This window comes from Leptolyngbya sp. NIES-2104 (assembly GCF_001485215.1).
GTDB lineage: Bacteria > Cyanobacteriota > Cyanobacteriia > Leptolyngbyales > Leptolyngbyaceae > Leptolyngbya.
Genome location: NZ_BBWW01000001.1, coordinates 2,374,801 through 2,386,749 on the forward strand (window position 1 = coordinate 2,374,801; position 11,949 = coordinate 2,386,749).

Annotated in this window: 14 protein-coding genes; 9 read left to right on the forward strand and 5 right to left on the reverse strand. The window is 47.2% G+C overall.

The window, feature by feature from the left end:
- Positions 1–40: 40 nt before the first annotated feature.
- Positions 41–604: an elongation factor P gene (efp, locus tag NIES2104_RS11010; protein WP_058998259.1), complete on the reverse strand. Its 564-nt coding sequence runs from the start codon at positions 602–604 to the stop codon at positions 41–43.
- Positions 605–729: 125 nt separating this feature from the next.
- Between efp and NIES2104_RS11015 the strand changes: the two genes are divergently transcribed.
- Positions 730–1,821 (forward strand): peptidylprolyl isomerase, encoded by a 1,092-nt coding sequence (locus tag NIES2104_RS11015; RefSeq protein ID WP_058998260.1) that lies wholly within the window; start codon positions 730–732, stop codon positions 1,819–1,821.
- Between the two features lie 16 nt (positions 1,822–1,837).
- Here the strand turns inward: NIES2104_RS11015 and NIES2104_RS11020 are convergent, their stop codons facing one another.
- Entirely contained in the window at positions 1,838–2,461 is a 624-nt protein-coding gene (locus NIES2104_RS11020) for a type I restriction endonuclease (protein ID WP_058998261.1), read from the reverse strand.
- A gap of 122 nt (positions 2,462–2,583) precedes the next feature.
- Positions 2,584–3,462, reverse strand: a complete 879-nt coding sequence (locus NIES2104_RS11025) for a DUF3445 domain-containing protein (RefSeq protein ID WP_058998262.1) — start codon at positions 3,460–3,462, stop codon at positions 2,584–2,586.
- A 60-nt stretch (positions 3,463–3,522) separates the two neighbouring features.
- Between NIES2104_RS11025 and NIES2104_RS11030 the strand changes: the two genes are divergently transcribed.
- From NIES2104_RS11030 to NIES2104_RS11050, 5 genes are all read left to right on the forward strand, one after another.
- Positions 3,523–4,242 (forward strand): Uma2 family endonuclease, encoded by a 720-nt coding sequence (locus tag NIES2104_RS11030; protein WP_058998263.1) that lies wholly within the window; start codon positions 3,523–3,525, stop codon positions 4,240–4,242.
- Positions 4,243–4,286: 44 nt separating this feature from the next.
- Positions 4,287–5,798: a threonine ammonia-lyase, biosynthetic gene (gene ilvA / locus NIES2104_RS11035; protein ID WP_058998264.1), complete on the forward strand. Its 1,512-nt coding sequence runs from the start codon at positions 4,287–4,289 to the stop codon at positions 5,796–5,798.
- Positions 5,799–5,848: 50 nt separating this feature from the next.
- Positions 5,849–6,358, forward strand: a complete 510-nt coding sequence (locus tag NIES2104_RS11040) for an inorganic diphosphatase (protein WP_058998265.1) — start codon at positions 5,849–5,851, stop codon at positions 6,356–6,358.
- A 249-nt stretch (positions 6,359–6,607) separates the two neighbouring features.
- Positions 6,608–7,453: an MBL fold metallo-hydrolase gene (locus tag NIES2104_RS11045; protein WP_156426922.1), complete on the forward strand. Its 846-nt coding sequence runs from the start codon at positions 6,608–6,610 to the stop codon at positions 7,451–7,453.
- Between the two features lie 200 nt (positions 7,454–7,653).
- On the forward strand, positions 7,654–8,061 hold the full coding sequence (locus NIES2104_RS11050) for a pentapeptide repeat-containing protein (RefSeq protein WP_058998267.1): 408 nt from the start codon (positions 7,654–7,656) through the stop codon (positions 8,059–8,061).
- 100 nt (positions 8,062–8,161) lie between these two features.
- Here the strand turns inward: NIES2104_RS11050 and NIES2104_RS11055 are convergent, their stop codons facing one another.
- Positions 8,162–8,854: a hypothetical protein gene (locus tag NIES2104_RS11055; RefSeq protein WP_058998268.1), complete on the reverse strand. Its 693-nt coding sequence runs from the start codon at positions 8,852–8,854 to the stop codon at positions 8,162–8,164.
- A 115-nt stretch (positions 8,855–8,969) separates the two neighbouring features.
- On the opposite strand from NIES2104_RS11055, the gene dacB reads away from it, so the two are divergent.
- A complete protein-coding gene (gene dacB, locus NIES2104_RS11060; protein ID WP_058998269.1) occupies positions 8,970–10,421 on the forward strand; it encodes a D-alanyl-D-alanine carboxypeptidase/D-alanyl-D-alanine-endopeptidase in 1,452 nt (483 codons plus the stop codon).
- Here the strand turns inward: dacB and ccmA are convergent.
- Entirely contained in the window at positions 10,418–11,269 is an 852-nt protein-coding gene (gene ccmA / locus NIES2104_RS11065) for a heme ABC exporter ATP-binding protein CcmA (RefSeq protein ID WP_058998270.1), read from the reverse strand. The genes dacB and ccmA overlap by 4 nt on opposite strands.
- A gap of 165 nt (positions 11,270–11,434) precedes the next feature.
- On the opposite strand from ccmA, the gene NIES2104_RS11070 reads away from it, so the two are divergent.
- Entirely contained in the window at positions 11,435–11,653 is a 219-nt protein-coding gene (locus NIES2104_RS11070) for an addiction module protein (protein ID WP_058998271.1), read from the forward strand.
- Positions 11,646–11,945: a type II toxin-antitoxin system RelE/ParE family toxin gene (locus NIES2104_RS11075; protein WP_058998272.1), complete on the forward strand. Its 300-nt coding sequence runs from the start codon at positions 11,646–11,648 to the stop codon at positions 11,943–11,945. Before NIES2104_RS11070 ends, NIES2104_RS11075 begins: the two co-directional genes overlap by 8 nt.
- Positions 11,946–11,949 lie beyond the last annotated feature (4 nt).

Below are 11,949 nucleotides of genomic sequence, written 5' to 3' on the forward strand. Positions count from 1 at the left end.
AGATCAGAAAAGGTGAAGAGGTTTTCTGATCTCTAGCTCATCATTCTTTTTCGCGTCCTAAGTACGTATCGTTGCGGGTGTCCACTTTGATTTTTTCCCCAACCGTGATGAATAAGGGAACCATCACCTGTGCGCCCGTTTCAACGATCGCGGGTTTTGTGCCACCCGTTGCGGTATCGCCCTTCACACCGGGATCAGCCTGCGTGACTTCGAGCACGACCGAGTTTGGTAGTTCTACGTCTAAAACCTGCTCGTTCCAGCGGACGACGTTCACTTCCATGCCTTCTTTGAGGTATTTCACGCGATCGCCAATTTGCTTGGCACTCAAACGACCTTCTTCATACGTTTCCATATCCATAAACACATACTCATCACCTTCTTTGTAGGTGTGTTGCATCGTGCTTTTTTCGAGTGTGGCTTGGGGGACAGTCTCCCCTGCCCGGAACGTCCGTTCAACCACGTTGCCGTTTTGAGCGTTTTTCAGCTTGGTACGAACGAATGCAGAACCCTTACCGGGCTTGACGTGCAAGAACTCGACCACGCGCCAAACTGAGCCATCTAGCTCAATACTGACACCGGGACGAAAATCATTACTGGAAATCATGACTTTTAACTACTTGATTGGGGAGAACATTCGGCACTTCATTTTACCGTTGCATGACCGCTTTTTATCGCTCCGTGACATGGGACAATCAAAGCGGGCTGACTGATCTCTAGGTTTTAAGCTGTATGTCTTTTTGTAATGTTTCCTTCAAACGCTCTCTTCTGGGGCTGGTCTGTGTGATTGTCTTGCTGATCGGATTTGCGGCACCTGTGTATGCGCTACCGCAAGGGAACGCGATCAAAGATCCGAAAGCGCTTTTAAGATATGCGTTACCGATCGAGAATTCTGATATTCGCCAAGTCCAGTCTAGTCTTGAAGATATTGCGGCTCAACTCCGGGCGAATCGTCGCTGGGGTGCGGTCACTTCAGATGTGAAACGAGTCGATCGCATTTTGTTAACCCAAAGCGACAAGATCTTGGCGAGTGTGGTAGACGATCGTAAATCTGAAGCTGCACAGTTGATCGAACAGCTTAAAGCTGGAGTCGCAGAATTGACCGAGATTGCGAGTACGAAAGATAAATCCAAAACGCTCGAAAAGCGGGCAGAGTTGCTCGATAAAGTGAGTACGATCGAGGAAGCAATGGTTACGGGCTTCCCTTATGAGGTGCCGAAAGAGTACAGCAATTTACCGCAGCTAAAAGGACGAGCCACGATCGCGGCGAAAACCTCGAAAGGCGATTTAACGATCGTCGTTGATGGTTTTAGCGCTCCTGTAACGGCGGGTAACTTTGTGGATCTCGTTCAACGTGGTTTCTACAACGGTTTGCCGTTCACTCGTGCTGAGGATTCTTACGTATTACAAATTGGTGATCCGCCTGGAAAAGAGGTCGGATTCGTCGATCCCAAAACGAATAAATATCGGGGAATTCCGCTCGAAGTTCTGGTCAAAGGCGACAAAGTTCCGACTTACGGCATTACGTTAGAAGATGCGGGACGCTATCTTGAAGAGCCTGTTTTACCGTTTTCGGCTTATGGTGCGTTAGCCTTAGCGCGCCCTGACTTTGATGCGAATGGGGGATCGTCTCAGTTCTTCTTTTTCTTGTTTGAGCCAGAGTTGACTCCTGCGGGTGCAAATCTGCTCGATGGTCGCTATTCGATCTTTGGATTTGTGACTGAGGGCGCAGACGTTTTGGGACAACTCAAAGCGGGAGATACGATCGAGTCAATGAAGGTCGTGGACGGTTTAGAAAATCTGGTCGAACCGAAAGACGCTTAATGTTTAATGAGCGCTGCTAATGGGTAGCGCTCGTAATTTGCTTGAGAATTGCTAAAACTTGATACAAATCATTCCCGCTGTTTAAGAGCGAGAAAGTTTTAGAAAATCCGTAGGTTGGTGTTTCCCAATTGACCAGCTTCACAAATAAGAACTCGCCACCATTCGTCATCAGGGCATAACCTGGTTTTTCAGGTTGAGGTTTTGCTAATAAATAAGAGAGTGCTTGAGGAATCGCAGCTTGGACAGAAAACCGAGTTCTCTTCGATTCGACGACTAAAATCCAAAGCTGATTTCGCACAACTAAAGTATCAATTCGCTCAGTCAATACAGCACCTTGATCGATTTCTTGAATTTCGATACTCACTTCAGAATCGATCGTGAACGGAAATCGGTAAAATCCCGCATGATCTAACAGCGGCGAAACGACCACCATTTTGACCGTTTCTTCGTTCAGTCCTCGCACTTCTAATTGACTGAGATAATTTTGCTGAACGCGATCGAGAATTCGTTTTTCCGCTTCTGTGACATCCGGATTCGAGGCGAAATCTGCACTGAAGAAAGTCGAATCAGTCGATCGCACAATGTTAAATCGATCGCGCAGTTGAGCAAGCGTGACTTCGTTTGCAATCAGGGTTGTCATAGATTAAAGCGCTTTTCGATTGGGTTGATTCTAGCATTGAGCGATCGTAAAAACATTAGGTACTCTGCGAAGGCAGGTTTTGTCTGTGTAACCGCGAATTCTATTTACTGGCTGTATTGAATTCACGATCGCTTAAGAATTTGCTCTAAAGCCGTGAGAAGCATTTCGCGAATCGGGAGTAAGTTCTTGTAAAGCTGCATTTCTGGAGCAAGATCCTGCACGATCGACGAAAGCGCAATCGCACTATCTGGATAGTCGTTCAACAGCATCAACGGATAGCGATACGTCCGAATCGTAAACAAGATCCAGCCTGATTGTGCTAATCGTCTTAAAGTCTGTCGTTCCACACGAATCCACAGATCATCCGGTGTCAGTTCCACAGCGTTAGTACTCGAATGGCTTTGATGTCCTAAATAAAGTTCTGGAGTCTCAACAATACTCCAATTTAAGCGGAACACTGGACGATCGACTTTTAAGCGATCGAACAATCGATCGACCGGATTTCCTAATTGTTCTGAATAGTCTGGGACAGGCTGATGAATCCGCATCATCGGATTTCCGAGCTTTGCTAACAATCGCCACCGCAGCGGAAAACAAAGAGAAGCAGTGGCGAGAATAAATCCTCGATCGCTGGGCTGCATTAAACAAAAATCTTCTTGAACTAACCGACCTGCTAAATCTAAAGGTTCAAACTGATCAATGTTCCAGGTTTGGTTCGTTGCTTTTACAGTGATTGTTTTAGAAGTGCGATCGTACAGTTCTGGAACCTGTTGTGATAGATGCTCTAACAATAAATCTAAAACTTCCTGCTGTGCAATCTGCGTGTTTGGCAAACTTGCAAACACTTCTGAATGATTGGTTTTTAAGAGTTCTGTCTTTCGTTGCAAGTACGACACGAACTGATCATCGATCTCGATCCAATCTGCGATCGCTAGCGGCTTCAATCCGAGTGTTAAAGTGCGATCGCCAAACGGTAAGTAGATGCGCTGTGATTGGTACATAGAAGCTAGAAGACAACGATCGACTACACTAAAGGATATCCTCGTTGTCGAGCCACTGCTATGACTTCGTACTCCCCAACTGACTTATATTTTCCGGACAGCGACGGTCAACCGATGGCAGACAACACCGAGCAATTTAACTGGATCGTACTGATCAAGGAAAATCTCGAAATCCTGTTTGCCGACGATCCAAATGTCTTTGTCGCAGGTGATTTGCCTTGGTATCCAGTCAAATCCCAAACCGTTCGCGGTGTCGCTCCTGATGCGTTAGTGGCATTCGGGCGACCCAAGGGAAGACGCGGGTCATACAAGCAATGGGAAGAGAACAATATCCCGATCCAAGTCGTCTTTGAGATTCTTTCGCCAAGCAACACAGAGACGGAAATGGCGAAAAAATTTGAGTTTTATCAAAGGTACGGAGTCGAGGAATATTACCTGTACGACCCCGATCGCGCTCACCTAAAAGGCTGGATTCGTCAAGGGTTACAACTCGTCGAAATCCAACAGATGAACGGTTGGATCAGTCCTCGCCTTGGAGTTCGGTTTGAGCTGACAGCGCAAGATCTCACGCTTTACCGACCTGATGGAGAGCGCTTTCTCAGCCCCGTCGAACTCAGACGACGAGCAGAACAGGAGCGACTTCGAGCAGAACAAGAGCGACTTCGAGCAGAACAGGAACGACTTCGAGCAGAACAGGAACGACAACGTGCCGATCGCTTAGCCGCATATCTACGATCGATGGGAATTGACCCGGATCAAATCCCCGATGAATCCCCCTGACCTCGTACAATGAGGATTCATCGAATTTCCTCACCTTAAATCTTATGTCTGGTGACTACCTAGAGCGGATTTTGAACGCCCGCGTGTACGATGTTGCCCAGGAAACCCCGCTCGAATTTGCCCCGAATCTTTCAGCTCGCCTGAAGAATCGAGTGCTGCTAAAACGCGAGGATATGCAGTCCGTTTTCTCGTTTAAGCTGCGGGGCGCGTATAACAAAATGGCGCAGTTGTCTCCTGATGTGTTAGCTCAGGGTGTGATTGCGGCTTCGGCTGGCAATCATGCTCAAGGAGTCGCGCTCGGTGCAAAACGATTAGGCACAACCGCAATTATTGTGATGCCTGTGACCACACCGCAAGTGAAAGTGGATGCGGTTCGATCGCGGGGGGGTCAAGTAGTTTTACACGGGGACACTTACGATGATGCTTACGCTCATGCTCGACAGCTAGAAGCGGAAAAGGGTTTAACCTTTGTTCATCCGTTCGATGATCCGGATGTGATTGCCGGACAAGGCACGATCGGGATGGAAATTCTGCGGCAGTATCAGCAACCGATTCACGCGGTGTTTGTCGCGATCGGGGGTGGCGGTCTGATTTCTGGAATTGCTGCTTATATTAAACGTCTGCGACCAGAAACGAAAATTATCGGAGTTGAGCCTGTTGATGCGGATGCGATGACGCGATCGCTCAAAGCCGGACAGCGAATCAAACTTCCCAATGTTGGCTTATTTGCGGATGGGGTCGCAGTTCGAGAAGTCGGAGCAGAAACATTTCGCCTCTGCCAACAGTATGTGGATGAAATGATTTTGGTCGATACCGATGATATTTGTGCGGCGATCAAGGATGTGTTTGAAGATACACGATCGATTCTTGAACCTGCTGGAGCATTAGCGATCGCAGCGATGAAAGCGTACGTGGAACGCGAACAAATTACCGATCAGACCTTGATCGGGATTGCTTGCGGCGCGAATATGAACTTCGATCGCTTAAGATTCGTTGCAGAACGGGCAGAACTTGGAGAACGCAGAGAAGCAATTTTTGCTGTAACCATTCCCGAAGAGCGCGGCAGTCTGCGGAAATTCTGTAGTTTACTCGGTGCGCGGAATATCACCGAATTTAACTATCGAATCGCAGACGAAAGGACTGCTCATATCTTTGTGGGAATGCAAATTTCAGGGCGATCGGATGCGGCTCAAATCGTCAAAACGTTCGAGGAGAATGGCTTTAAGACGATCGATCTCACCGACGATGAATTCGCTAAACTGCATCTGCGGCACATGGTTGGAGGTCGATCGCCGTTAGCTGAACACGAAGTTTTATACCGCTTTGAATTTCCTGAACGTCCGGGAGCGCTGATCAAATTCCTCACGTCGATGCGCCCTGATTGGAATATCAGCCTCTTTCACTATCGAAATCATGGAGCCGATTACGGTCGAATCGTTTTGGGAATTCAAGTTCCGCCTGATGAAATGGACGATTGGCAGGCGTTTTTGAATTCGATCGACTATCGCTATTGGGACGAAAACCAAAATCCCGCCTACAAACTCTTTTTGGCATGAACTCCCCTACAATTCAGAATGGTGAAATTGTTTAGCTTGGAGAACCCGCTGTGGATTTATCACGCATTCCCGCCCAACCCAAACCGGGCTTGATCAACGTTCTGATCGAAATTCCCGCAGGCAGCAAGAACAAATACGAATTCGATAAAGACCTGAATGCGTTTGCCCTCGATCGCGTTCTGTATGCCTCGGTGATGTATCCGTTAGATTATGGCTTCGTGCCCAACACGCTTGCGGACGACGGCGATCCGCTCGATGGCATGGTGATCATGGATCAGCCGACTTTCCCTGGATGCGTGATTGCAGCTCGTCCGATCGGAATGTTGGAAATGATCGATGGCGGCGATCGCGATGAAAAAATTCTCTGCGTTCCCGATAAAGATCCGCGCTACGTGAATGTTAAATCGCTGAATGACATTGCTGCTCACCGTTTAGATGAAGTCGCAGAATTTTTTAGAACATACAAAAATCTAGAGAAGAAAGTCACAGAAATTCTCGGTTGGCAAGATGTCGATAAAGTCCTGCCATTAGTCGAGCAGTGCATCAAAGCGGCAAATTAGCTGTCCGTGAAATTACAGACACTTTTGAGGCTCAGAAATCTTCCTGAGCCTTTTTTTATTGTGCGTCTTATAATTCGAGTCAGCTTGGTAACCCCCACCGTCCAATGGGTAGCCTAAACAAAGGGACGCTGCTCCCACCGTCTTCGTACGGCATCACTGCACACTGCTTGTAATCATAGGCACTCTAAGATTGTTTTCGCTTTCTTCGAGTTGCATACACAAGCTCTTGAAGCAACTCTAATTCCAGCAATGACCCAGTCTTCTGATTTCTTTATTCACTTTTGGGGTGTTCGAGGCAGTATCGCTGTCCCTGGCAATGAAACCGTTCGCTACGGCGGCAACACGTCCTGTGTCGAAATGCGCGTCGGTGGAAAGCGCCTGATTTTCGATGGTGGAACAGGGCTACGGGTGCTGGGAAAATCAATGCTCAAGCAAATGCCCGTTGAAGCATATATGTTTTTCTCACATTCACACTGGGATCACATCCAAGGCTTTCCCTTCTTCATTCCCGCCTTCGTCCCTGGAAACTGTTTTCACATCTACGGTGCGATCGCTCCGAATGGTGCCTCGATGCAAAAACGCCTCAGTGATCAAATGCACCACCCCAACTTTCCGGTTCCGATGCAGATTATGAAATCGGATCTGAAGTTCACCGACATCATGGTTGGGGACGTGATCGAACTCGACGGAATTCGGATCGAGACAGGACCGCTCAATCATCCCAATTCTGCGATCGGCTTTCGAGTCACGTACAATGGAAAAACGGTCGTCTATGCGACTGATACCGAGCATTATCATGATCGCATTGATGAAGATCTGGTGCATTTGGCGCGGGATGCGGATGTCTTGATCTACGATGCCTGCTACACCGATGAAGAATACTACGACGAGAAAGCGCCCAAAATTGGCTGGGGTCACTCAACTTGGCAGGAAGCGTTAAAAGTGGTCGATGCGGCACGAGTGAAACAAGCGGTGATGTTTCATCATGATCCGAATCACGACGATGATTGTCTCGATGAGATCGAAGCTCAAGTGCGATCAGTTTTCCCGAATAGCTTGTTGGCACGCGAGGGTATGATTCTACCCGTTGAATAATTTGGGGAAGTTAAATGAACAGCGATCACCGGTGATCGCTGTTTTTACTTTAAAGATTTATTGAATTAGCACGATCGCGGTTGGATTTGTACCGTTCAAAGATCAATTTGATATCCCGTAGCTCCTTCGAGAGATAGAGATTCTGAGTAAGAACAGCCGTTACCTTAACGAGTAAGTGACTCAGATAGGACATTGAGGCTATGAACTGGAATCAAATTGTAGAGCGGTATACCGCAGGCGATCGCGATTTTCACGGCATGAATTTTGCTGAGGCGAAATTGGGTCGTGCAGAACTGGCGGATGCTGATTTGTCAGGGAGTGATCTGAGTCGAGCGGCTTTAGGTAGAGCGAATTTGAGACATGCAAATCTGAGCGGCGCGAACCTACACGGAGCCGATTTGTGTCATGCAGATTTACGAGATGCGGATTTGCGAGGGGCGGATCTTAGAGGTGCGATTCTGTTGCGGGCAGATTTGACGGGTGCAAATTTGGAGAATGCGGATTTGCGCTGGGCATCATTGACCGAGGCGAGTCCATTGGACATGGATTTGAGCGGCGCACATCTCGATCGCACGATCTTACCAAAGGGCTGTTGCTCGAATGAATGAATTGATCATTGCACCGTAAATCGCCGTTTCGCCGCGCAATTCGGGTAGAGACGCGATGCATCGCGTCTCTACGATCGTTGAATTAACACGAAATTTGTAATTACCCCAACCCGATCGGGACATTCCGAAAGACCCGTACGTTGGGAATATCGAGGTCAACTCGATCGAGATCGTCAGGAACTCTGACAATCACTGAAGCGTTCACTGTTGCACCCGGTCGCAAACTCGCCATGCTGATCAATCGATCTTGTGGCGTTTTGGTTTCTACAGCGGTGTATTTCTCATTTGTGCGGCTATTGAGCGCGATCGTATTGGGTAAATCGATTTCGGTGAGTCCTTGAGCAGGTCGATCGAGCCGACGAATTCGCAGATCAATTTTGGCGAAATTTTGATTTCCCGATCGCTCGACTCGTCTAGCTGAAAGTAATTCGACTTCGCCCGTTTCATCTTGAGTGGGTTGGCGAAATTGTCCAGGTGTGACTTGTTGAAATCGAGATTGGGCAACCCAGGGTATGCTCGGACGACTTTCAGGTTGATTTAGAGAGTTCGATTGCGGTGCGGGGGATGCAGGTTCTGCTTGTCGGCGAAGACTGCTTGCTTGAATTGCGGCATAGCAACTAAGGAAAAAGGCGATAATCGAAAGCAATAATGCTAATCCTGAAGCGATATCCGTGACAGGAGTGCCCGCATTATTTTGAACCACAGGCGGAATCGGGCGGGGGTCCGTCCGACGAACAGAATCGATGTCCTGCTCTTGAGCTTTCCGAGGCGGTAAATTACGTTCTTGCACCATAATGATCACTCTCGAAAGATTGTGGTTCAATTCTAGTGATGAAAGAGAAAATCCTGTCCTCTCTAAAGGGGGAATTGTTCTCGATCGAATGGTGCATTGTTTCTGAGAACCCTCCATGACCGCGCTATTTTCCCGCTCTGTTGCAAGTCTGATTAGTTTTATTTCGCTCACAGTGTTTGCGTCTACTGTTCGTGCAAGTCCTGTCGCGCCTATTTGTCCAAGAGATCTCGCTCCTCAAATTGATGCGATCGTCAATCGTCCGAATTTTGCTCGATCGCGCTTTGGTGTCATGATCCAAACGTTACGCACCCGCCAAACGCTGTATAGTCGCGATGCTGATCGTTTTTTCATTCCCGCTTCTAATGTCAAAATCTTGACAACAGTGGCGGCATTACGAAAACTCACTCCTTCGTATCGCATTCGGACTTCGGTATTTGGCACAGAATCGCCGAGTGGATGGAGCGTGAGATTAGTCGGACGGGGCGATCCGAGCGTGAGCGATCGACAGTTGAACGATTTAGCTCAACAGTTAAAGAAGCGTGGAATTGGGCGCATTTCAAACTTAGTTGTCGAAGATAGTTATTTTGGCAGAACGGTGCTAAATCCAGATTGGGCGATCGGAGATATCTCAGAAATTTACGCGGCTCCGGTCAATAGTTTGATTTTTAATGAGAACCGTTTAGGATTCAAATTAGTGCCGCAAGGATTAGGGCAACCGCTCAAAGTCGAATGGGACGAGTCGATCGAAGGCAGTTTTTGGAGAGTTGAAAATCGATCGAACACTGTAGATGCGAAAACCGAAGAATCGATCGAGATTGGACGCGATCTGAGTCAGCCGATTTTGAAAGTCTCAGGACAGTTACGAATGGGTTCTACGCCTGCTCCTTACGAAGTCGCGGTTCCGAATCCAAATGAACGATTTTTGCGACGATTTGTTCGATCGCTTAACCAAGCTGGAATTACGATCGTTCGCTCCAGTGTGAGTGATCAGACAACTCGATCGAATGGAATTGAAGTTGCAAGAATCAATTCTCCACCGCTCAGGGAACTGATAAAACAAGCCAATCAATTCAGCGATAATCTCTATGCGGAAGTCCTTTTAAGAACGCTAGGAACACAGAATTCATCGACTAGTACGGTGTTAGAAAAAGGAATCGCGTCTTTAATTGCTGAATTAAATCGCCTTGGAATTGATAAAACTGAGGTCGAGTTATCGGACGGTTCAGGTTTATCAAGACAAAACTGGACAACACCGATCGCATTAGTAAAAATCCTTTTAGCAATATCACAGCAACCAGAAGCACAATACTTCCGTGATTCTTTATCGATCGCAGGAGTTAGCGGAACCTTGCAGGGAAGATTTCAAGATAGTCCAGCCAAAGGAATCACACGAGCGAAAACAGGAACGTTAACGGGTGCGACAGCGCTTTCAGGATATATTGATCCACCAAATTACGAATCGATCGCATTTAGCATCATTATCAATCAGGCTTCAGATGTCGCACCTGTACAGAGAAGTGCGATCGATGAAATTGTCGGACTTTTGGCAAGACTACGATCGTGCTAATCCAAATTCCGCCCAGTTAATTCGACAAAAATATCTTCCAGATTTGAAGGGCGAGTCATTGTCCCAGTCTTATCTGGAAGCTCTTCTAGATAATGATTTGCATCTTCAACTGTTGGGAAGAATTTATAATCCCAATGTTCGCCCGACTGTTTCATCAGAATTCCCTTACCGTATTGCTGGCGTAGTTCTTCTAATGTGCCAAGCGAAATCAATTTACCTGCATCCATAATGCCAATTCGATCGCACAAGTATTCCACTTCATCCATATAGTGCGTTGTCAATAGCATCGTCATGCCTCGCTGATTCAATTCGCGGATGATCTCCCACAAGCGGCGGCGAGTTTGCGGATCGAGTCCGACGGTCGGTTCATCAAGGAAAAGAATCTCAGGTTTATGCAGCAAAGCGCGAGCGATTTGGAGTCGTCGCTTCATCCCACCAGACAGCGTTTTGGCGGGATCATTTCGTCGATCGCTTAATTCCACATAGTCCAGCGCTTCATCAATGTCCTTTTGTCGCTGTGGATTGGGAATGTGATGTAATCGTCCGTGATATTCCATGTTCTCCCAAACGGTTAGATCGCTATCGATACTGATTTGCTGGAGAACTACGCCAATATGAGATTTCACCAGCGATCGCTGATTCACCACGTCAAATCCTGCGACTTGAATCCGCCCATCAGTGGGCTTTGTCAGCGTCGTTAACATCCGAATCGTGGTCGATTTGCCTGCCCCATTCGGACCCAACAGCCCAAACATTTCGCCCGCTTGAATTTCAAACGATAGCCCATCCACTACTGGGATTTTGTTGTAAACCTTGTAAACGTTTTGAAGAGAAACCGCAGCAATCATTCACTTTCATCTCAGCGCAATCTTTGTTAACACTATCGCAAGATTGCACCGAATCCATCTATCGCAGCGATTATGATGAGATTTATGCGATCGTGGGAAAATACATAGCAGCTTACTGACCAAGATGAAAGTAGAGTACAAAGAAGAGGCGCAATAATCATCATTATGCTAAGTTCTCAACGTACGGAATTGCTTAAACTGAGTCCTTCTGAACGGCTTCTGCTCGTGCAAGACTTGTGGGATAGTTTAGATACTGAAGATATTCCAATCACACAGGAGCAGAAAGACGAACTCGATCGTCGAAAAACGGCGTATCAAGCTAATCCTGCTTCTGGTCGCTCCTGGGAAGACGTGAAGCGTCGGATCATTGAGAAGCATGGCTAAAAGCATTACGCTTACTCCTGAAGCCGAAAACGATGCTGATCAAGGATACTTTTGGTATGAGAGTAAGCGAATTGGTTTAGGTCGAGAATTTCTCACAGTCGTCGATGCCTGTCTGCAATCTATCAGCCGCAATCCAAAACAGTATCAGATTGTCTACAAGGAATATCGCAGAGCTGTTGTTCGACGCTTTCCCTATTCCATTTTTTACGAAGAAACAAGCACAGAGATTATCGTATATGCCATCTTTAACAGCAGACAAGATCCTGAGAAATGGCAGGAAAGATTGCAATAAAGCG

Bases quoted from the DNA above. Each gene is read 5' to 3' on its own strand.
- ccmA (WP_058998270.1), bottom strand. From the start codon at position 11,269: ATGATTGCTGCGGTTTCTCTTCAAAACGTTTACAAGGTTTACAACAAA.
- NIES2104_RS11050 (WP_058998267.1), top strand. From the start codon at position 7,654: ATGAACTGGAATCAAATTGTAGAGCGGTATACCGCAGGCGATCGCGAT.
- efp (WP_058998259.1), bottom strand. From the start codon at position 604: ATGATTTCCAGTAATGATTTTCGTCCCGGTGTCAGTATTGAGCTAGAT.
- NIES2104_RS11030 (WP_058998263.1), top strand. From the start codon at position 3,523: ATGACTTCGTACTCCCCAACTGACTTATATTTTCCGGACAGCGACGGT.
- NIES2104_RS11045 (WP_156426922.1), top strand. From the start codon at position 6,608: ATGACCCAGTCTTCTGATTTCTTTATTCACTTTTGGGGTGTTCGAGGC.
- NIES2104_RS11075 (WP_058998272.1), top strand. From the start codon at position 11,646: ATGGCTAAAAGCATTACGCTTACTCCTGAAGCCGAAAACGATGCTGAT.
- NIES2104_RS11055 (WP_058998268.1), bottom strand. From the start codon at position 8,854: ATGGTGCAAGAACGTAATTTACCGCCTCGGAAAGCTCAAGAGCAGGAC.
- NIES2104_RS11070 (WP_058998271.1), top strand. From the start codon at position 11,435: ATGCTAAGTTCTCAACGTACGGAATTGCTTAAACTGAGTCCTTCTGAA.
- NIES2104_RS11015 (WP_058998260.1), top strand. From the start codon at position 730: ATGTCTTTTTGTAATGTTTCCTTCAAACGCTCTCTTCTGGGGCTGGTC.
- ilvA (WP_058998264.1), top strand. From the start codon at position 4,287: ATGTCTGGTGACTACCTAGAGCGGATTTTGAACGCCCGCGTGTACGAT.
- NIES2104_RS11025 (WP_058998262.1), bottom strand. From the start codon at position 3,462: ATGTACCAATCACAGCGCATCTACTTACCGTTTGGCGATCGCACTTTA.
- NIES2104_RS11020 (WP_058998261.1), bottom strand. From the start codon at position 2,461: ATGACAACCCTGATTGCAAACGAAGTCACGCTTGCTCAACTGCGCGAT.
- dacB (WP_058998269.1), top strand. From the start codon at position 8,970: ATGACCGCGCTATTTTCCCGCTCTGTTGCAAGTCTGATTAGTTTTATT.